The sequence below is a fragment of the Candidatus Manganitrophus morganii genome (assembly GCA_021651055.1).
Classification (GTDB): domain Bacteria; phylum Nitrospirota; class Nitrospiria; order SBBL01; family Manganitrophaceae; genus Manganitrophus; species Manganitrophus morganii.
Genome location: JAJHOH010000001.1, coordinates 159343 through 180239 on the forward strand (window position 1 = coordinate 159343; position 20897 = coordinate 180239).

The 20897-nt window shown below is 49.8% G+C and carries 15 protein-coding genes; all 15 read right to left on the bottom strand.

All coding sequences use genetic code 11. The annotated features are described in order from the left end of the window. Nucleotides 1–36: 36 nt before the first annotated feature. Entirely contained in the window at nucleotides 37–1410 is a 1374-nt protein-coding gene (locus MCM46_00695) for an ABC transporter permease subunit (GenBank protein ID MCG3110312.1), read from the bottom strand. A 9-nt stretch (nucleotides 1411–1419) separates the two neighbouring features. Continuing rightward, complete coding sequence (locus MCM46_00700) at nucleotides 1420–2856, bottom strand: ABC transporter permease subunit (GenBank protein MCG3110313.1); 1437 nt, start codon at nucleotides 2854–2856, stop codon at nucleotides 1420–1422. Between the two features lie 12 nt (nucleotides 2857–2868). Beyond that, entirely contained in the window at nucleotides 2869–3630 is a 762-nt protein-coding gene (locus MCM46_00705; GenBank protein MCG3110314.1) for a TonB family protein, read from the bottom strand. After that, complete coding sequence (locus MCM46_00710; GenBank protein ID MCG3110315.1) at nucleotides 3627–4052, bottom strand: biopolymer transporter ExbD; 426 nt, start codon at nucleotides 4050–4052, stop codon at nucleotides 3627–3629. The genes MCM46_00705 and MCM46_00710 overlap by 4 nt, the downstream gene beginning before the upstream one ends. Before the next feature lie 9 nt (nucleotides 4053–4061). Further along, on the bottom strand, nucleotides 4062–4739 hold the full coding sequence (locus MCM46_00715; GenBank protein ID MCG3110316.1) for a MotA/TolQ/ExbB proton channel family protein: 678 nt from the start codon (nucleotides 4737–4739) through the stop codon (nucleotides 4062–4064). Between the two features lie 539 nt (nucleotides 4740–5278). Further along, on the bottom strand, nucleotides 5279–6196 hold the full coding sequence (locus MCM46_00720; GenBank protein MCG3110317.1) for a metal ABC transporter permease: 918 nt from the start codon (nucleotides 6194–6196) through the stop codon (nucleotides 5279–5281). Further along, the gene (locus tag MCM46_00725; protein MCG3110318.1) at nucleotides 6189–7004 is read right to left on the bottom strand and encodes a metal ABC transporter ATP-binding protein; all 816 of its coding nucleotides are present in this window, start codon (nucleotides 7002–7004) and stop codon (nucleotides 6189–6191) included. Before MCM46_00725 ends, MCM46_00720 begins: the two co-directional genes overlap by 8 nt. Before the next feature lie 20 nt (nucleotides 7005–7024). Further along, nucleotides 7025–7987, bottom strand: coding sequence for a metal ABC transporter substrate-binding protein (locus tag MCM46_00730; protein ID MCG3110319.1), 963 nt, complete (start codon nucleotides 7985–7987; stop codon nucleotides 7025–7027). 15 nt (nucleotides 7988–8002) lie between these two features. Next, nucleotides 8003–9253, bottom strand: a complete 1251-nt coding sequence (locus tag MCM46_00735; protein MCG3110320.1) for a capsule assembly Wzi family protein — start codon at nucleotides 9251–9253, stop codon at nucleotides 8003–8005. Nucleotides 9254–9313: 60 nt separating this feature from the next. Next, complete coding sequence (locus MCM46_00740) at nucleotides 9314–9622, bottom strand: hypothetical protein (protein MCG3110321.1); 309 nt, start codon at nucleotides 9620–9622, stop codon at nucleotides 9314–9316. Nucleotides 9623–9795: 173 nt separating this feature from the next. Then, nucleotides 9796–13629: an FG-GAP-like repeat-containing protein gene (locus MCM46_00745; GenBank protein MCG3110322.1), complete on the bottom strand. Its 3834-nt coding sequence runs from the start codon at nucleotides 13627–13629 to the stop codon at nucleotides 9796–9798. Between the two features lie 5 nt (nucleotides 13630–13634). Continuing rightward, nucleotides 13635–14996, bottom strand: a complete 1362-nt coding sequence (locus MCM46_00750) for a hypothetical protein (protein MCG3110323.1) — start codon at nucleotides 14994–14996, stop codon at nucleotides 13635–13637. 336 nt (nucleotides 14997–15332) lie between these two features. Then, nucleotides 15333–18497 (bottom strand): tetratricopeptide repeat protein, encoded by a 3165-nt coding sequence (locus MCM46_00755; protein MCG3110324.1) that lies wholly within the window; start codon nucleotides 18495–18497, stop codon nucleotides 15333–15335. A gap of 451 nt (nucleotides 18498–18948) precedes the next feature. Then, a complete protein-coding gene (gene tsaD, locus MCM46_00760) occupies nucleotides 18949–19962 on the bottom strand; it encodes a tRNA (adenosine(37)-N6)-threonylcarbamoyltransferase complex transferase subunit TsaD (GenBank protein MCG3110325.1) in 1014 nt (337 codons plus the stop codon). Next, on the bottom strand, nucleotides 19959–20777 hold the full coding sequence (locus MCM46_00765) for a tetratricopeptide repeat protein (GenBank protein MCG3110326.1): 819 nt from the start codon (nucleotides 20775–20777) through the stop codon (nucleotides 19959–19961). The genes tsaD and MCM46_00765 overlap by 4 nt, the downstream gene beginning before the upstream one ends. Nucleotides 20778–20897 lie beyond the last annotated feature (120 nt).

The window sequence follows — 20897 nt, forward strand, 5'->3', positions numbered from 1 at the left end:
TCGTCATCGTCCTCACGTTCCAACGAAGGCAAAAAATTAACGCATATCGTACCGGCGGATCCCTCGGACGGCGGCCGCATAAGCCACCCCTGACAGAAGCGCCAGCCAGAACATCTTGGGCCAGGTCCGACCCACCACCTCCGCCAGAGACTCCTCCCGATATTGAAAACCGGGGATGCCTGCGAAGATCGCCTTCACTTCTTTCGGCTCCTGACGGGCGACCGAAGCGTAATATCTTGAAAGCTCATATCGGAATGTCTCGACCTGCTCGATAAAGTCCCGGTAACGGCGCTCCCCGGTCCCGGCCAGATCCATCAATGCGAAGCTGGCCATCGCCATCGGAGAGAGACTTGCCAAACCGGTCTTCGTTCGAAGCGCGGCCTCCCGCTCCATGGCAAAGGCCCGGTCGATTTCGGCCTCTTTCGGAAGGGCTTTTCCTGCAACGAGAACCCGCTCCTCCATCCAGGAGGCGGGGGGATTGCCGTGATGGTCCTGATCGAGAATACGCCGCGCCTCGACCAGAAGCGCCCGTTTGGCGATATCGATCTCCATCTTCGTCGCCCGAGGGTGAAGCTGATCGCCGACGATCATCGCGATCCGAGGAATAAAAAATGTGAAAACCACCCAAATCAGGAGGAGGAGCATCAAGCTTCGCCGGGAATCGATGCTCCGCGCGGAGGCCCAGAGACCGGCCATCCCCCAAAACGCGAGATAGAGAAAAGCGGTTACCGCGAACAACGCCAATCGTGAAGGCGCGATAAAGCCGTTCTGGAAATGCCCGCCGACGGCGCTGGTCGCAATCCCGATCAAAAGAGCAATCGAGATCGGCGCGGCCATCCAGATTAGAAATCCGACCGCCTTTGCATTCAAGAAGCTTCTCCGGGAGACCGGATAGCTGAAAAGCAATCTCAGGGTTCCCCTCTCCTTTTCTCCCGAGACGGCGTCAAAGGTCAGCAAGATCGCCCAAAGGGGGGCCAGGACGGTCAAAACAAAGCCGAGATCGAGCGATCCGAATCGGCTGACCTGTGGATTCCAGGCCTGTTGGCCATCGGTCAGCTCGGTCCGATGGGCCGGCGCCAATCCGACCCGGACACGCAATCCCGCCGTTTGATTTCGAGAAATGCCATCCATCAATATGCTCGATGGAAGCGGTTGCTGGTAAATCCATTTTCCCGAGCCGACCCCCGCCGACAGCCATTGCTCCGGTTTAAATTTAGCCCACTCTGCGCGGGCCGCCTCTTCCGCCTCCCGGATGCTCTCCGACCGGTGATGAAAGATCTCCCCGCCCCGGTAGATCGCCAGAACGATGATCGCCATCATCAGACCGGTAATGAGGCGATGGGCCGGATTGGAGCGATGCATGTCCAACTCATGGCTGAGCAGAGACCCAAATGTCGATTTCTTTTCCATCCCATTCTCCTATCGGACATCGTAGCGGTTGAGCTGCAAGATCGATCCGACCGCCGCAACGACACAGAAGATCGTCAAGATGAAGAACCATCCGATAAACCGGCTCCATACCGCCGTGGGCGGCTCTTCCCGGTATTGAAAACTCGGAACCCCCTCCCAGTCGTTGAACGTCTGGACATTCTTGCCCCAGAGGTCGTTGAAAAAAGACCCCAGCGTGATAAAAAATTCATCGACCTGTTCCTTGAAATGCCGATGACGCGCCGGATCGGTTCCGGCGAGGGCCATCGAGACGTTCAAAAACGAAGTGGTGGGAGAAACCAGCGCCGTCCGCATGGCCAAACGCTCCTGCCGCTCGTATTGTCCTTTGACCTTGTCGATCGCTTTCCGCCGCAGCGCATTCAACTGGGCATTGGACTCCATCGCCATGACGCCGGTCGGGTCGACCCGCCAGTCGGCCGGCGCCCGTTCGCTCTGCGTCATCGCGGTAAACGCGAAGTCTTCCGGGATCTCGGGGAATTTCTTCCGAAGCTCCTGCACGACCTCATTGAACCGGACATTCCGCCACTCCTGCCGGGCCTCCCGGATCTCCGCCTGTTCCCGGTGTAGGAGAACCGGATCGGGCAAGGCATGGACCTGCTCCGCGATGAATACCGACATCTTCGGGAGAAAAAAGACCGCCGTGACCCAGATGACAAACAGGTATCCCAAAGCGGTTGCGGGCCGGGGGGTGATCGATGAAACCCACATCGCGCAAAAAGCGAAAAAGAGAAGATATGCCAACGAGGCGCCGAGAAGAGCGAGAAGACGGAGAAGCTCGTCGGCGTGAAAATCGATACTGAAGATGATCGGCGCGATGAGTATGCCGGCAGCGAGGGGGATCCCGAACGCGATGAGAATGATCAGGCCGTTCGCGCTCCACTTACCGAGAAGAAACGATTTTCTGGAGATCGGATGAGAAAGGACCATCCGGAGGGTCCCCCGTTCCTTCTCCCCGCAGACGGCGTCATAGGTTAAAAAGATCACCATGAGCGGGAGAAGAAAGGCGGTGACGAAGGCGAGATCGAACGCGCCGATCTGGGCCAGAAGCGGATCTTCCTCGGCGTTGCTCCCGACCGGGTCGCTGCTGTTGTGCGCGTCGAGGACGATCTGCTGTCCCAAGTAGTCTTCCACCCCTCGGTCAAAGATCGAGAGGGGCGAGAGCGGCTTGACGACCCACTTGCCGAAGTGATGCGCCACATGGGGACGCTTCGCTTCTTGAGAAACCCACTCCGCCTGGGCCGATTGCTCCAACTTCACTCGTTCGGCAGTCTGTCGCTGATAGAGAAGGCTTCCCTGCGCCACCGCTAGAAAAATGAGGAGGGTCGCGGTCATCAAGAGAAGCCAGAAACGGCGGCTGGCCCGCGCCTGCGCCAGCTCGTGTTGAATGACCGTGAAATAGGGATTCATCGTTACACCTCTTTATTTCAATTCGAACCGCATGCCGAGAATGATGACGATCCGGTCCTGCCCCTTCAGAAAATCCGGGACGGGAGGGAGGGGCGATGCCTTGCGGATTGTCTCCATCGCCGCCTGTACCAGTAAGGGATGCGCCTCCGCGGGAGGAAGGATCTCCACCTCGTGCACACGGCCTTTCGGGTCGATCGTAAACTGAACATAAACCATTCCTTCAATCCCACGATCTCGCGCCCGCTTTGGATAGAGCCGGTGGCCCGCGATCTGTTTTAACAATGCTTTCCTAAAAGGACCGAGGCCATCATCGGGCATTCCTGGCGATGGGGTAAGGTGAATCGGTTGCATCGGGAGCGGTTCGATTTCGGAGACCGGCTCCACATCCACCACAGTCGGCTCCTCCGAAACCGGCAGCGCTTCCGCCACTTCCACCGCCGGGACCTCAGGCGTTATGGCAACAGGGGGTTCCTGGAGAGCCGGCATCTCCTCTGGAGGCGCGTCGGGCTCAACTTCCTTAACCGGAATCGGCTCTGGAAGAGGGGGGTTCCGTTTTGGTTTTTCTTTTGGAGGAATTGCTTTTTTTTCGACCCGGCTTAGAGGCGCCTCAACCCTTTTCTTCGGAGGGGTAGAGGCCGTGGCAGCGGCGATCTGAATCCGAATAGTCTGAGCCGGCGGCGTGGCGATCTTTTCTGGCGCAGACGGACGAATCCAAAAGAACGCCGCATGGAGCAAGATCGAAACCAAAGTGGCCGCGACGGTCGATGGACTCACTCCGATTCTCCATCCGCCGAACGGGTGACGATCGCCAAATCGGGCACCCCCAACCCCTTGGCTAAATCCAACAGATCGACGAAATGATGAAATTGAACTTGCCGATCCGCCGAGAGGAAAAGGGTCTTCGTCTTCCCCGCTTCGATCCGATCCTTCAAAACCTCCGGCAAATCTTGCCGGGTGACCGGCGCCTCGTCGATGAAGATCTCCCCTCCTTTACGGAGGAGGAGATGGATCTCTTCCTTCTCCTCTTTCGGTTTCGCCTGATCGGCCTGAGGGAGAACCAGGTCGAGGACCGGTCGAGCAGCGATGATGGATGTGAGCATGAAGAAGATAAGAAGTTGAAAAACCATATCGATCATCGGCGTCATGTCGATTCCCGTCGCCGCTTCCTCCTCTCCGGATCTCTTGAGACGAAACATGCCCCCTCCTTATCTGCCGTTCGGTGTTGTTAAGCCGATCACGGCCTCTCTCACCCTCTCCTTCTCCTTAATTTCCTGGAAGCGGTATTTCTTCAGGAGGAGAAGGAGCTCGCTTCCATAATGTTCCAACTGGAAACGAAGATGAGACACCCTCGATTTAAGATAGTGATGGGCGATGAGGGTCGGAATGGCCACCAGAAGCCCCCCCACGGTGGTGATGAGCGCGGTCCAGATCCCCGACGCGAGGAGGGCCGGGGAGACGCTTTCCTTCATCTCCGCCACCTGTTGAAACGTCTCGACCATCCCCACAACCGTGCCGAGCAATCCGAGCATGGTGGAGATGGATGCGATTAGGGCCAGCGCCGGAATTCCCCGGTTGGCGCTTTGCAACATCTCCTCGCCCCGAATCGACATCGACTCCTGGATGATCTCGATCTCCTCTTCCGGAGCGGAGAGGCCCTCCTTCAAAACGGCACCGATCGGCCCGCGAATCTGCTCGGCCGCGCTCCGCGCTCCCTTGATATCGCCTCGTGAGAGGTGATCTTTCAGGTGGTCGAACAAAGAATAAGGGGATGCGGAGATCCTCAAAAAAAACCATCCCCGCTCCAGGATGAGGGTGACCGCCACGATCGAAGCGAGAAGGATCGGGTGCATCCAGATCCCGCCTTTAAGATAGAGATCAAACATGGTAAGCTCCTTTCAACGCCCCGGTGATGCTGGCCAGGGGGGGCCTTCCGCCGAAACTTCTTCGTGAGACGGCTTCTTATTTTCTGATTGGAAAACAGTATCGAACTTATTCTGAAGACACCGCTCGAAATACTGATCACACGACATAGCAAAAGAAAAAGCCGCAACGGGAGAACACTCATTCTCCTCGTTGCGGCTTTTTTGTCTTAAACGACTTCTTTGCCTGGCTCGATTTAACTAACGCAAATCAAATTTACTTCATGTTCCGACCGCGCGGTCCGGATGATATTGCAACGGCACAATTAACCAATGTTTACACTTGGGACACTTTGCAAAGGTTCTCTTCGCCTGGAGGTCGGTCTTAATGACCGCCGCCTTGATCACCGCAGAGGTCCCTTCCTCCAGGACATGGATCTGATATTTACAAAAAGGGCATCGGCCTTGAGAGCAGAGCGCCGTACCTTCTATTTTCGAGTCAGAACTTATCGAAGCTTTTCGTTGGTCAGTCGACATCGATTGTTCATCCTTCCACACAAACATCATCGTCCCAATACCCTCTTGATGATCCCAGGGATCAAAAAGAATCCAGCCGCTCCAAGCATTGCCGGGCCGGTCGGCAACGAGTAAACAAATGAGAGATAAAATCCAATCGCCGCCGAAAGAACGCCGAAGATCATCGACAGCGAAAATGCGATCTTCAAACGATCAGTCAGCATCAACGCCGAGGCAGCCGGCATGACCAGGAACGAGAAAACCGGAAGGGCGCCGATCGCCGCGATCGAGACCGAGATCGTAAATGCCAAGGTAACGAAAAGAACCTGGTTCAGCAAGCGGACATTCGACCCGGTCGCCTGCGCCGTCTCCGGGTCAAAAGAGATATAAACAAAACGCTTATAGAGCAGAAAGTGAATCGAAAAGACTCCGACGAGTGTCCCGGCAAGCAGCCAGAGATGACGCTCCGGGACGAAGATGACATTTCCGAAGAGAATATTCTCAATATCGTGGGTCTCGGCCGCCAGCTTATCGAGGATCAGAAAAACGAGTCCCGCCGGTAAGGCATATCCGATGCCGAGGATGCTCTCCCGCGTCAGCTTCTTCTCCCCGACCTGTACCGCCAGAATTGAGGCGGTTACACAACCGAAGAAGAGCGAGGAGAGAAGCGGCCCGTTCACGATCCCCTCTTCCGCCGGAAGCAACCCGGCGGAAGCAGCCCCGCTCCCCAGAAGAGCACTTCCGAGAAAGAAGAAGGCAATCCCAAGTGAGGAGATCTGGGAGAGCGCTGCCGAGACGAAGACGATCCGTTTTAAGATCACATAGATGCCGAGATATCCGGCCAACAGGGCGACCATGATCGAGGCGACGACTCCGCTCTGAAGGATGGGGAGGGCCTCCCAAAAGGTCATTCCGCCGTTTTCCGCCAGAAGAAGTCTGCCGATGATCGGGATTGACTCAAGCATGTTCGTGATCCCCCTGCCCGCCATGTTCGTGATCCCCCTTCCGATCGGGATGGTCGTGATCGCTGTGGCGATGGACGAAGAAATACTTATGTCCGTGGAGGAGATGCGCGTCGATATCGAGCTGATAGATCTCTTTGAGCGTGGCGTTCGTCAGCAACGTCTCCGTGTCGCCGATTTTCACCGTCTGATTCTCACGGTGGATGATAATCAGCTTATGCGCATAATTCGAGATCAGATTAAGCATATGGGTGATCATCACCAACGATAACCTCGCCTCTTTGTGAAGGTCGAGGAGGAGCTGCATAATGGTGCTCTCCCCGGCAATGTCCATCCCATCGGTCGGCTCATCCAACACCAAAATATCAGGCTCGCCTGCAAGCGCACGGGCGATGAGTGTTCGTTGCTTCTGTCCTCCTGAGAGCGCCCGATACGGTTTGTTTACCTGAGACGTCATCCCGACCTTTTCGATGAAATGTGCAGCAAGATCGTGATCTTTCTTCTCCAGCCGTCCCGGCAATCCAAGAAATGGATATCGCCCCATTAGAACCACATCACGGACAGTCACCGGGAAGATATCATCGATGACGCCTCGCTGGGGAACATAACCGAACCGAACCCCCGGCGCCCGCTCCACCACCCCGCTCAAGGGAGGAATAATCCCCAAAAGCGTCTTAACCAGGGTGGTCTTACCGGCCCCGTTCGGCCCGACGATCCCCCAGAAATCCCCCCGATCAATTGAGACGTTAATTTCCGAGAGAATCGGGGTGCGTCGATAGCCGATTGTTAAATCTTTCGCTGAAACCTGCATTCATTTTATCCGGTTTGAACTCATTGAATACCCTTCAACGTGTCCGTGAGTTTACCATAGACCACCTCAAAGAGGTCGAAGTAGTCTTTCACGCCGACATCCTCCCCCACAGACGAGGGAAGAACGAGATGGGTTGCGCCGGTTTGCTTTGCGACTTCTTTCGGAATACGAAGATTCTGCCACGGGGAGGTGACGATCAAAGGAATTTTTTGAGCTTTCATCTTCTGAATCAGGGAAGCCATCTCCGCGGCACTGGGCGGAATGGTCTCACGCGGCTCAATGTAGCCGGCGTGTTTTAAGCCATGACGTTTGATCAGGTAAATCCAATCCCGATGGTAACTCACCAGGGGGGTCCCTTTGAACGGCTCCATCATCGCATCCCACTTTGCGATCCGCTCTTTCAGGGCACTCTGAAATTGGGTTAAATTCGTTTGGTAGAAGTCCGCATTGCTCGGATCAATTTCGGCCAATTTATTGGCAATGTTCTGGGCCACAATCAGACCGTTCGCAGGATCGAGCCAATAGTGGTGATTCCCCCGAACGACCGATACCTGCCCTCCCCCCGCCGACTGCGTTCCGGCGATAATATTGGTTGTGAAAAAGGGGGTGCTCAACAATTCTTCCGGGGAGTAAGGAATGAGCTCGACCCCCTCCGACGGATTCAGATAGCCCGGCGCTCCTTCCAGTATTTCAGAATTTCTGGCATTTGTCAGCGCGGTCGGAAGCCAGGCGAGCTCCATATCTTGACCATTGACGATTAGAAGATCCGCCCGATTGAGCATCACCGCGAGATTCGGCTTCAGCTGGATGGCGTGGGGGTCCTGGGACGCCAGCGTGAGACTCTTGACGTCGGCTTTATCCTGTGCAATCGCTTTCACAATCGCGGCATCCTGGGGAAAGCTGGTCACGATATTCAGCTTTGCCCAAGACGGAGCGGCTCCCAAAAAGATTAAAGCGAAGATTCCCAAAATGGTCTTTTTCATGCCGATACTCCTTTACTAGAATAGATTGTAAAACTTGCCCAACCCCGGCGTAACCGTTCCGCCGCCGATATTGAATTGGACATAAAAAACGTCATAGTCTTCATCCGCGCCGGATTGATCGGTATGATTATATTGGAAGCTGATCCGGCTGACAGGGTTGATGTAATACCGGAGACTGGCGGTATAACGGGCCTGTCGGTCTTCGTGCCCCCTCGGAATACCGACATAATCAAAGCGGCCATCGACCTCCCAATAGTAAGAGAATCGATAAGCTAGTTCCGTATACATACCGCCGATTGTATCATCCTCCATGACCGTACTTACAACCTGGCTTTCAAGATCGACCCCAGGGGCGCGGGTGGAACGGTCGAGCGCCAATACGACCGGATTTTCCCGTTTCCCTGCCAAATACTCGGTTGTCCATCGAACATACGGGCTGTATGGAGCCGGCTTCCATTGATACGTAAAATCGGCGCCGTAGAGGATGGTTCGGTCGCCCAAACCTGCGTCGATTGCGAGCGGATTAAAGCCAGGATCAGCAAAGTCCATTGTGTTGCTCTTATTCTTTCCCGTCGCAAAAGAGGCTCCGAACTCCAGGTTGGAATTGAGGGTCAGATCAAAGAAGGTCGTTGCCCGGCTAAAGAAAATAAACTCATTGGCGCTAACATCCCCCGCCACCTCATCCCATTCACCAGGGAAGGTGCGGTCGAAGTTTCCGACCGGACCTCGCATGAGAGCAGCCGATAGCTCCATGAAGACCGGCGTTGGCGGTTGCCAATTGAACTCAAGTCCGACATTATGAACCCCATCGACGCCAAGGAAGAAGGTCGAGATCAAAGGAGGATCGGCAAAGGCCCATTCATGGTCGTGATACTGGTTTAACTTCATAAAATTGACTCGAAAGATTCCAGTTTTCGCCTGAAGGGAAAAAGGCAATTTATGAAAAAGGATAAATGCCTCTTCAATTGCAGCCTCATCCTGTGCAAATGCCGTAAAGAGCGCCCACTTACACGGAAGGTTGGCATAGAGAATAAAACAATCCTGAGAGAAGGCCAGATCGAAGCTGGTCACGGACAAGCCCTCAAATTGCCGGTCGCCCAGCTTGACTGGATTCACCCCCTCGTCATAATTGGTAAAGGCCCCATAGACGATGTTTGCCGTCCAGGAGACATCGACCAATCCATAACGGCTTAAGCTGACCCCTTTGGTGTGGGCTTCTGCAGAGGGCGCCTTAGAAATAAAAACGCCGAGCATCAGAACAACCAAGAAGATCTTCCACACAGACAGAGAGCGACACATCCTCTCTTTTTTTGGAAATTGGGACATTTATTCCTCCTCTGTTTGTATTGGTTCTCTATCATGCATTGCATGCCTTTTTTTTCCATTCAACGGATTCTTTTCTTCTAAAGAATCGCATGAATGAAGCAAATCGTGTTCTGAAGAATGTTGGTGCTCTGCTGCCTCATGGGTATGTTCATGGAGATGGTTAGGATCACCAGAGGATGCCGCTTCATGATGATCATGGCCATTGAACCCTTCAGGGTGGGTGTGGTGATGATGCGTATCGTCTGAATGAGCATGCGTGTGAGTGACCTTTTTATGGTAATGGCGATGATAGAACTCGTCACAAGACATCAATTCCTCCGATTTCATCTGTCGATCTAGGTGATACGATAAGTATAACCTTATCTATACCATGCTACTTTTAAAAATATAATAGCACTAAGAGGAGAAATGTCAAGAAGAAATTAAGCTAAAACGGTCGACAAATATAAGGGAGTTTTATAATGAAAGGAGGCAATAAGCCCTTATTGGCAGGGTTGACCGGGAAGGTCCCAACACAATCTTACGATATATTCTCCGTTTGCATCGATATCGAATGAATAACTCCCGGAGTTCGCATCCGATTTTGTTTGCACATCCATTCCCAACACCTGGATATTGACCGCTCCGACGGGAACACCGGCGGGCGGCGGTCCCACAGGATCATAGGTAACCCCGTTAATCGACACCACAGAGGGCAACAATGAAAGCGCCCGAAGCTTCGTATAAGAAACTGCATCCGGAATCGAATCGAGGATGTTATTCCCCACTCCCCCATTAATCGCACGGACAACAACCAATCCGGGCGGAACGTTAAAGATAATAAATCCACCGTTAAATCCAACCCCGGCCGAGGTCGCGCTCAGACTCTCATCAATTTGCCCCGCACTATCCAGGTAGCGAACCTCTCCGACCCTTGCCCCATTCATATCCCTTGCTTCAAGCGAAATACCGCCGACCGGATTCTCACGTCCCAATAAGGTCGCAATATGAGAGCCAACAACGACAAGATCAAAAAGACCGTCCCTGTCCTGATCCGATAGTAAGATTTTCTCTGGCGTTGTCAACGGCGCCCCGAGTGCAATCGGGTCGGAAAGAGTGAATGTCCCGTCCCCGTTCCCAAATAGGACCAAAACAGAATTATCCGCTTGACGCGTGATGGCCAAATCCGCCCGCCCATCCCCGTTGAACTCCCCGACGCTGATAGAGGAAGGATTATTTCCTATTGCGATGGACGGTACGAAGTTCTGATTTGCGTCGGCTAATCGATCGAACCCTCCGCTGGTATTCCCGATGAAGATTGTTAGGACATCTGTGTTTTTGTCGATAACAGCCAAATCCAAACGGGCGTCGGAGTTAAGATCCACTAACGCCATCGACTCGGGTTGACTGCCGCTTCCGACCGAGACGGAGATCGGTGAACCGCTGTTTGGGTCGCTCAATGGTTGGAAAGTGCCATCGGTGCTTCCCAGCAAAACGGTGATCGTTCCGCTTCCTGAATTAGAAATGGCCATATCCATCCGCTGGTCCTGGTTGAAATCGCCGGCGATAATCGCCTTCGGTGCGTTTTCGACCCCATTTTGAACGATGCTGGTATTCTGGACAATGGGGTGGAAAGTGCCGTTCCCGTTGCCCAACAAGACAATCACGGAGTTATCTCCTTCATTCACAACAGCGATATCGGCAAAAGTGTCTGAATCAAAAAAACCTGCAACCACCGCAATAGGGGCACTCAGCGGGTGGGGGTTTATTTCCTGCTGCTCGGCGTCAACGATGGGTTCGTCTACAGCAACGAAGTTCCCGTTCTTATCTCCCCTGAGGACAGTGATCGAATCGTCGTCCCGATTTGTAATGACCAAATCCGCGCTTCCATTTCCATCAAAATCCGCCACTGCGATCGCCGACGGATTATCTTCAATTCCATCGGTAACGACGCTAGGATTACCGAAGCCGCCGTCCACACTTTCCGATCCAAAAAGCACGGTCACTGTTCCAGGCGTTCCCGGATTTGTAATTGCGATGTCCAGAATGGCATCTTGATTAAAAAACCCAAGCGCGGCGGCGTGAGGGCCCGCTCCAAGCGCTGTCGAAGAAATCTCTTGGGAAAAACTGCTACGAATCGTCGTCCCGACAATCAACCCGTTGGCGCCGCTCTGTGCGATTCCTGCTTGGGTTGCCGTGTCACCGATCTGTGCACGAGAGATGGAGAAAAGATCGAGATTCTTTGAGTTGAGTACCCCGGTGCGAGGGAAAAAATTATAGGTGTCGTAGGAACCATCTTTTTCCGTCTCGATGATAAACCGGCCAAAAGATTCCAAGGTTCCCTGATAATCGCCATTACCATCCGCCGAGATGACATCACTCCTGCCAACGGCCCTCAATTGAGACCCGACGACGGAGGCGCCTGCTAAATCCTTTATTGTCCCTGAGACAGTTACCCGTGACGGGATGACTTTTGTCATGACGAATTCGAAATAGGTCACCCCGTTTGGATAGACATAAAGAGTCGCATTACCGGAGTCTTCCCCAGAGATGACAGAGAGATTCACCATCCCGGGAGGCACATTGGGAATACGGAAAATGCCGTCGGATGAGGTGATTTCCCCTCCTGCGACTGGACTTCCATTGAGATCAGTAATCCTCAGGGTCACATTCTCAGCCGTCTGACCCGTTCCCTGATCGATTAAGAGTGTGTAGATTTCTCCCAGAGCAGGATTCGTCGTGGTGGAAGGCGGGCTAATGATAAAATTTTGTTTTGTCTCTGTATCGGTCATGGTGAAGATTTCATAGGTGTCGGCATGCCCGGCCTCTGATATTTTGGCCCGGTATGCTCTTCCGCCGATGAGCGTATCATCTAGAACTTCATAGTCGCCCGCCGAATCACTTGAGTATATTTGGGAGGTTATCCCCAAGAAGGTCAATTGTGCCCCGGATACCGAGGCTGAGCTCGCTCCATCGATGATGCTTCCGGAGAGGTCTTGAGCGGTATTTGTTCCCGAGTTCGTGATGTTTTGTACAAATACCACCCCCGGAAAAGAGGGAACGATCATTCCGCCGCTGGAGCTGCTGGTGGCCCCTCCCGATCCAAGGGTCACTTTTGTGAAATAGCTTACAAATATTTCTCCGGGCGGAACGTTATAAATAAAGAAAAGTCCATTCGTAGAGGTTTGATTCGTATCGGTTGTAACCTCACAACTGCCGCGAGACCCATCGACATAAACAATCACTGCGCCGGATGCAGAAAGGTCATTTCCAGCCGCGTCCCTAACAGAGAGTTTGGCACAATGTTGCGGCGTTCCATCCCCTCCGGTCACTCGTCCGGTGATAATCCCTTTACCAGGATCGACCGGAACTCCTCCCTCAGAGGCAATCTCGGCAATGTAGCTGTTCGAATAAGTTGATACGGTTTTTGTAACATCTTGAATATTAGTCGCTGCTTGGAAAGGAGTTGTGTTCAGAGAGTGGTATGAATCCCAATAACCCGATTTACTTACATTTAAGAGGTAATTACCATTGGTCCCGATGGAGATAAATGAATAAAGGCCGTTTGCATCGCTGGTGGTCGTTAATCCCGAATCCGTAGTCCCCAAGACAGAAACGGTTGCCTCAGGGACGGCTGTCGATTCATCCTTCGCCTCAATCACGCTTCCGGTGACGCCGACGGTCGAAATGGCGATCGGAATAACTTGAAGCTTTCCGACGGAGATTTTATTGGCAAAGACTTTGATACGGGCATTGCCTCTTCCTCCCCGCGATGCCCACAAATAGACTTCTCCCGGAGGAAGGTTGAAAATTGTGTATGTCCCGGCGACGGAAGTCCCCCTGTTATTCGAGAAATCGGGAACCCCTCCCGGACTGTTGTAGTAAACGCTTCCCTTGATGCAGATATTATCAAACGAAATATTCTCTGCGGGGCAGATGAACCCATCCGGAAGCACAAGATTATTCCCCACCTTTTTCCCTTCCATCCGAATCGCCAGAAGATTCCCATCTGCATCAGTCACTTTTAACGCAATGTCTTGAACAGGGCTTCCATTGAAAAGCACGAGTCCGCTCACTGTTCCGAGACCGAGTAACTGCTGGTCCTGAGCCGCTGCAAGGAGGGTTAAGAGATCGGCGGCAGAGATAATTTGAAGATTGCCGTCGGGATTGCCTCGGGAAATCGGACCGGCGCCCGTTTTGAAGTCGAAAAGATAGGTCTCTGAGAAGGGAACATCACGAATACCGGTCGATCCGGGCCCGCCGGGGAAGGTTTGCGAATTACAACCGACAAAAGCAAGGGCTATAAAAATGATAAACCATGTAACGAGCGTACGCATAAGCATTAGAAGCTATAGGTGATATCCCAAAAAATTCGGTCGTTGTTATCGAAAAATCCAACAAAGTGGAATTCTCCCGGGAGACCGGTTCCGATTTTTCCTTCGAAGAGATCGACTCCGAAGGAGACACGGAGACGATCGGTGATGTTATAAAATGTTCGGGGCCGAATCAGCCAGTCCTCGTCGTTAAAAAAGTAAAGAACGAGTAGATTACCCGTCCAAAGATTGTGAATAAATTCTTTGCGAATAAAAACGGCCCCGACCGTATCTACCTTGTCCTGAATAATGTTCTGATCATAGTCGATAATGTATTGTTGGATCGCGGCGGGAGAAACATCCATTCCTAAAATATAGAGGTCGAATCCGACCGCATATTTCACATAATTCTTTTGGATCTCCCCTTGCTGAACCGATAATCCATCTCCAAACCGAGCGCCAAACACTTTTCCATCGACGTAGGCCGCCTCCGCATTAAATACAAAACCCGAAAAGGTTTTTGAATAGGTCGTCCCATAAATATGAAGACGGTTATATTTAGGGACAAAGTCCACAGTCGGGGCAAGGGCGAATTCCCCTGAACCGGCAATAGACCGGAAAGAGGAAGGAAAATCGTCCCAGGTGTAGAAGTAGCTTGCTGAGAGTTCGAAACCGGAGAAAACACGGGTGTATTTTAAGGCGATTTCCGTGTTGTCGATGTTATTTGGAAAATCTTCATAAGGTTGCCCCGGCTTTTCAAGGTTTGGGAGCAGTCTGAATTGCTCCCACTCTGTTCCCTTGGGAGCCGGACGGTGACCCCGAACCTCCGGGATAATAATCCCTTCAAATGTATTGGATCCCAGGTAGAGATCCCCTTTGATCATAAAGAGAGGAATGTATCGATCATCAATATCTCTGAGGATCAACTCATAAAAATCGAGCGGATTAATCTCGTCTGTGACGCGAGCCCCTTCAACAACCCCCCAACGGACGATCTGTCGACCGATACGAAGATCGAAATTTTGAAAGTTGATGTCGAGATAAAGCTCTTTTAATTCAATACGAGACTTGACGATATGAACATCTCGAACATTATTCGGGTCTAGCCCGCTGACCTGATCGGGCTCTGTTACATTGTCGACGAGGATCGTGTCTGGGCCCTTTCTCGGGCTAATCACATCGATGCTTTCCACGTCGTAGACGGCGTCGTAAAATGCACGGAGTCGTCCAGCAAGTTGGACCTTGGGAGCCAGACGGTAACGTCCCTCCAGATGAAGGATGTTGAGGATTTTGTCAAAACCGGTCGGGGAAACATACCGAAATGCGGTCTCATTTCGAAGATACCCCCCCCAGGTTAGATCATCGCTTATTTTCTCTAAAAGCCGATTCAAGAGAGGGGATGGCGGCGCGGCCGGTTTTTCTATGCGATCTTGTCCCCCTTTTTCAGGTGCGGGTGGAGGGGTAGTAGGCTTCTCATTTTGTTCCGGAGTTTTAATGCTGGGGAAGATGTCCTCGACATCTTGTCCGAATACAATTCCTCGAGATAGGATGAAAATAAACGCAAGCCATTGGAGGGAAACGCTCAGCACACGCAGGAAACGATATGCTGTTTTGTGGCTACTTATTATTTGTATATACAAACCTGGCATTTTTTTCCCAATACTATTTCAAAATTACCAGACGAGTGAATCACTGTCAATTACGCAAGTCATTGATTTATATTAGTTTTAAAAAGACCAGTTCATAAATAAATTATATATCTTCTCCCTGAAGCTTCCTAAGGATTCTGCTTGTCCCGATAGTCTTTGTTCCGCAGTTACAAAAACGGCAGCTGGAAGGTTCGATTGATTCCTTAGGTCGGTATAACTGAGTCCGAGGGATAAGCTCTCCTGAAGGAAATAGAGAGCGGTTAGGGTAAATGAGTGGAGAAAATTTCTCCGAAAGGCAGAACTTCCTAGAAAAGAATCAGGGTTCTTGAATTCTTTCATCTCCAGGTTATAAGAAATACTTCCCCTCGCAGCATTTTCTAGAAATGGCCGGCTATACGAGACCCCGACTCCGTGAGACTGATAGGCTTGGTCACTCAGATTGGTATCATTATCAAAATAGCTATATGAGGCATTGAGGCTATTAAGCTTCCAGTTCTGAACAGCGCTTATTCTAATTCTATGACGGACAGCATCGTTGCTCTCCCGAGCATATGAATAAAAATCATCATAGCTGTAGACAAATCCCAATACCGAAGGTGTATGGCCCCTTCTGTAAATGCTCAGAATACTGGTTTGTCCTCTGCTGGTCGGTCCTCCCCTGGCGATACCCAAATAAAAGTTATATTCAAAAGATAAAGAATAAGGATCTTGAAACCTGGTTGCGGAAATTGAAAAGGTCTCGCTGCTAAAGACCGTATTCGTTCTAAAAAAAACAGTATTCTGGGTGCTGAATCCGATCGGTATTTGTAAACGTCTGTCTTTTTTAAGGTAATAATTAAATGTGAGCCCAAGAGACGAAGAGATATCCCCCCCCTCATTTGATGCACCGCTTGGATTACTGTCATAACCTAAAATAACCTGGCTTAGATTAATCGTATATCGCTTTTCAAGAGGAGAGAGCCGCCCTCTCGTCCAGAGCACATCCGGAGAGTCCCCCTCTCCTAAAAACTCCAATGTATTGCGGTATGTTTGAATGGCTTTCTCAATTCTCCCCTCTTTTTCGTAAAGGAAAGACAGTCTTTGATTCGCCTGGATGTTGATGGGATTTATTTCCAAAACCTTTTTATAATATCTGCTTGCTTGATCATCCTCTCCAAGGCTTTCGTACGATGAACCGATAAAATATAAACCGGCGACATCCGAAGGATAAAAAAGAACCACCTTTTCAAACGATTCAATCGCACTGCGATAATCCTGCTCGTTCATATATCGATTCCCGCGATTGAAATACCGTCTTGCTTCAATCTCATTTTTGATCTTTCGCTTCACCCGTTCCAACTCGGTTTGAATCTTCGGGCGGAGCTCTTCAGGCAATGCTTTTGCCTTTAATGCCAGATCATACGCTCGTTTGGCATCTTCCCATTGACCGGCCGAAAAATAGAGAAGGCCAAGATGATATTGTTCCTCCCCTGTTGACGGATCCTGTAACGATATGCTGTTCAACTCTCTGTATGCTTCTGTTGTACTACCTAATTTTATATAAAGAAGGGCCAACTTTAGTCTTATCCGGATATCATCAGGCGCGATTGACAATGCCCGCTTCAGCGTTTCAGTTGCAGCTGTCCATTTTCCGCCCGCGGATTCTTCCTCCGCCTTTCTGACAAGAAGAACCGTTTCCGATTCGATTTTAGAAAGCTTTTCTGCAAGACTCTGAAGATGTAATCTTGTTTCGTCTGAGACGAGGAGCGCACCGACGTCTTTTAACATTTTTAAAGCTTGATAAAGATATCCTTTTTCATGATACATCGCCCCAAGTTGTTGACGAGCTTGTACATGCCCCGGATTGAACTCGAGAACCCCTAACATCTCATTAATCGCCAAATCTATTTTTCCATTTTGCCGATAGAGATGACCGAGTTTATAGTGCAGATCTGAATCTTCGGGACGAATGGAGATTGCTTGTTCTAATTTTGTAATCGCCTCTTCAGCTTTTCCTTCTTGGAGCAGCTTTTGACTTTCTTCATAAAGTTCACGGGCGGATTCATCCGCAAACTTTATCTGTTGCTCAACCCTTGCAACGAAGTGATCCAATTCCGTTCGGTGCCGATCGTTCCTCTGCAAGGGCGTCTGGGCTTTTTGATATTCCGTTTTTGCACGATTGAAATATCCGACCATTTCATAAATTTGGCCGAGGCGCTGATGGGCCTCCGAATAGTTCGGCTGTATCTCAATTGCCCTCTTAAAAGACGTTTCTGCAAGATCAATCCGATTCTTTCGAGCCCATAGATTTCCAAGATTGAAATAAGCTAATGCCTGATTGGGATTAATCTTAAACAACGATTGCAATGTTGAAATAGCGCCATCAATATTATTGTTATCGGCTTGTATAAGGGCCTGGTCGATGTATGTTTTTACCTCAAGCTGATCTTCAATCGCATTTAATTTTTCCTCAAGAGACTGCACTTCAGGACCATCCCGGTCTTCTATAAAGAAGAGAGCCCTTTCCACTTCCACTCTCGCTTCTAAAAGATCTCCCTTCAATTCGTGAAGTTCTGCGAGCCGAATTCTGGAGTCGGTCATGTTCGGTCTTAGCCGCAGTGATGCCTTGAAACTTTCAATTGCCTCATCGAAACGATTTTGTACGCCTAATACAGTTCCAAGCCAATAGTGTGCGAGAGCATTGTTGGCCTGAACTGTAAGAACGGTTCGAAAAGCATTCTCCGCCGCTTGATAGTTTCCGTTCCGAAAAAAGTTTATTCCACGGTCCCAATTTTCCCTGAAGTGAATCGTCTTCTCTATATTTTCAAGACGAGCTAAGATAGTCGTTTCTTGAAGAGGAGAACTGTCCGTGAGATAAAGATATGCCTCTTCATACTCTCTCAGAGCTTCTTCAAGATTTCCCTGACTCTCATAAATTTCAGCGAGACGAATATGGGCAGCAACGAGGTCCGGCTTTAATTCAACAGCTCGATTCAGTACCGTCAAAGCCAGGTCTATTCGTCGTGTCGCAGCGAAAATACTCCCTAAATTAAAATAAACGAATGGATTTTCAGGATCACCTTTCAAAACTGCACGAAAAATCTCTTCCGCTGCTTTAAGGTCCCCTTTTTGAAGCGCTTCAACTCCTTTTTCAAAAGTATGGAGAGGTAATTCTTCGGAATAACACTTGTTTCTTAATATTGGAGATAAAACGAACAGGATAGAAATAATATATGGCAGGTAGTGGGATATTCGTCTACTCAAGTGTTTTTCCCAGGAGTAAGCATCATGCCTCTGTTTGGTAGTTATTTTTTGGTCAGAAATAACTTTCTGCCAATATGCAATAAACTTCGCTGAAGATCTTGTTTATATTAAATTATTTTTGTTAATTCCGATCATCATTTGACTTTGGTGGGCATATAATTCAAGACCAAATCGGTATTATACCACCCCGATAACTAGCCTATCATATGTCTTAAAATTGTCAAATAAAGTGGAAATTTTATAGATTAAAATATGAATAAAATAGATGGGTTATAACAACATTGTTAAATGATTCATGAAAAATTCTAATAACTGAGGCAGGAGAGTAAACGTGACATGATATTGCTTATGTCGGAAGCCCCCTAGAGCGCTCAAACGGCAACGTCAGTTCATTAAATATGGAGGTTGTGTGATGTAAGATTACAAAGGGGAAAATGTTTTCAGGAAGGATTTAACTCATTAATTCCAAGTTTGGACTCGGATTTAAATCCAGAGATGAAAAATGACGTTCTTCAAGATGAGACATGCCAGCCATGGCAATCATTGCACCATTATCCGTGCACAACCGGGATGAAGGGATATACACTGCAATCCCGAGGCGCTCCCCAGCCGAAAGGAATTTCTTTCTTAAAAGGCTATTTGCGGCCACTCCCCCCACCAGCATGACACTCTTTGCATCCTCCCGTTGAACGGCTGAAAATGTTTTCTCGACCAAAGTGTCCACAATCGCCGATTGATAGCCTGCAGCAATATCAGGATGAGAGGACATATAATCCTCAGGGGCTTTTCCCATCTTGAACAGGGTATGCATGAGTGATGTTTTGAGTCCGCTAAAACTAAAATCTAAATTGGAAGATGACCGATAAGGACGAGGAAAGGGAATTCGTTCCGGATCTCCCTTCTGAGCCAAACGGTCGATGACAGGTCCTCCAGGATAAGAATAACCCAACATCCTCGCTCCTTTATCTAGAATTTCTCCCGCTGCATCGTCGATTGTTTTCCCGAGCAGCCGATATTTTCCTCTCTGTGGCATATAATAAAGATTAGTATGTCCCCCTGAGACAACCAATGCAATAGACGGGAAAACGATGTCCTCATGCTCGATAAAAGCCGCTGAAATGTGTCCTTCCAGATGATGAATACCTAGAAGCGGAATCTTCAGAGAGTAGGCCAGGGACTTTGCAATTGAAACACCGACCAACAAGGCACCGACTAAACCAGGACCCATTGTAACCGCAATGGCATTCAATTGTTCATTCGACCGGCCCGATTTCTCAATGGCTTCTTTAACAAGCAGACCAATCACCTCGATGTGCCTTCGGCAGGCCAGTTCCGGAACCACTCCTCCATACTTACGATGCAGATCGATTTGTGATGAAAGGAGATCAGAAAGAATAATCTTCCCATCTTGTGTGACAGCGACTGCGGTCTCATCACAAGAGGTCTCAATGCCGAGAATAATCATTCAAAGCCTTTTAGCTTGTTAAGGTGAGAACGTACGAGAGGAATCATTTCGCTCTTCTGATCTGTTTCAAGTTCAAGGTAAGTTTTGTATTCCTTCCGAGCATTCAAAAAATCACCCTTTCGCTCCAATAAAGTCGCATAATTTAAATGAAATACGGGGACAGCAGGTTTGATATTAATTGCACGCTTATAATGAATGGCCGCCTGATCGATCGATCCCGTTTTATCATAAATAAGACCGATATTATTTTCCGCTTCAGCATAATTGGGATCAAGCCGAATTGCTTCCTGGTAATGGATTAACGCTTCACCCGCCTTTTCTTGATACCGAAGCACTATTCCTAAATTGTTATGTGCTACTGCAGATTGAGGGAGCAACTCAACCGCTTCTGTGAAGGCGCTGTTTGCCTCTTCAATTTTCCCTTCATTGTAAAGTTTAATTCCTGTCATAAGCATACGCTCGCCGTCTTCTACTTGTGAATTCAGCAATGTCCCTGTACTTTCTGAGTCATCTATTTTCTTATCTTCAGCCAAGATGTGATCTAACGGAGGGACCGAAGACTCTATTTTTGACTCCAAGGAGGGCAATATGGAAGGAGTTGTCGATTTATCTAAATGACTTTGTAAAGAAAATGGATACCGCACGGAAAAGAAAAAACCGGACAGAACTAAAAACGATATACCGATAGCAATCCACCGATATACTCGCCGCGTCTGTGTTGAAGCTCTGAATAAATGGCTATGAGAGATGGATCTTGTGGTCTCTGAAGCGCCTTCTGAAGCCGCTTTTTTTAAAGCTTCATGAATAATACTCATCTGAGAGAACTTCCAAGAATCGGTTTCTGCGTGGTTGAAAAAAGTACTTTATAATGAAAATACGGTATCGAGAGCTTTCATTCTCGATACCGTATTCTAATTTCATTCACGAGGTCTGTC

Excerpts from the sequence above, each read along its gene's own strand:
- MCM46_00710 (MCG3110315.1), bottom strand. The coding sequence starts at position 4,052 with ATGTTTCGTCTCAAGAGATCCGGAGAGGAGGAAGCGGCGACGGGAATC.
- MCM46_00725 (MCG3110318.1), bottom strand. The coding sequence starts at position 7,004 with ATGCAGGTTTCAGCGAAAGATTTAACAATCGGCTATCGACGCACCCCG.
- MCM46_00745 (MCG3110322.1), bottom strand. The coding sequence starts at position 13,629 with ATGCGTACGCTCGTTACATGGTTTATCATTTTTATAGCCCTTGCTTTT.
- MCM46_00740 (MCG3110321.1), bottom strand. The coding sequence starts at position 9,622 with ATGTCTTGTGACGAGTTCTATCATCGCCATTACCATAAAAAGGTCACT.
- MCM46_00730 (MCG3110319.1), bottom strand. The coding sequence starts at position 7,987 with ATGAAAAAGACCATTTTGGGAATCTTCGCTTTAATCTTTTTGGGAGCC.
- MCM46_00700 (MCG3110313.1), bottom strand. The coding sequence starts at position 2,856 with ATGAATCCCTATTTCACGGTCATTCAACACGAGCTGGCGCAGGCGCGG.
- tsaD (MCG3110325.1), bottom strand. The coding sequence starts at position 19,962 with ATGATTATTCTCGGCATTGAGACCTCTTGTGATGAGACCGCAGTCGCT.
- MCM46_00715 (MCG3110316.1), bottom strand. The coding sequence starts at position 4,739 with ATGTTTGATCTCTATCTTAAAGGCGGGATCTGGATGCACCCGATCCTT.
- MCM46_00765 (MCG3110326.1), bottom strand. The coding sequence starts at position 20,777 with ATGAGTATTATTCATGAAGCTTTAAAAAAAGCGGCTTCAGAAGGCGCT.
- MCM46_00695 (MCG3110312.1), bottom strand. The coding sequence starts at position 1,410 with ATGGAAAAGAAATCGACATTTGGGTCTCTGCTCAGCCATGAGTTGGAC.
- MCM46_00720 (MCG3110317.1), bottom strand. The coding sequence starts at position 6,196 with ATGCTTGAGTCAATCCCGATCATCGGCAGACTTCTTCTGGCGGAAAAC.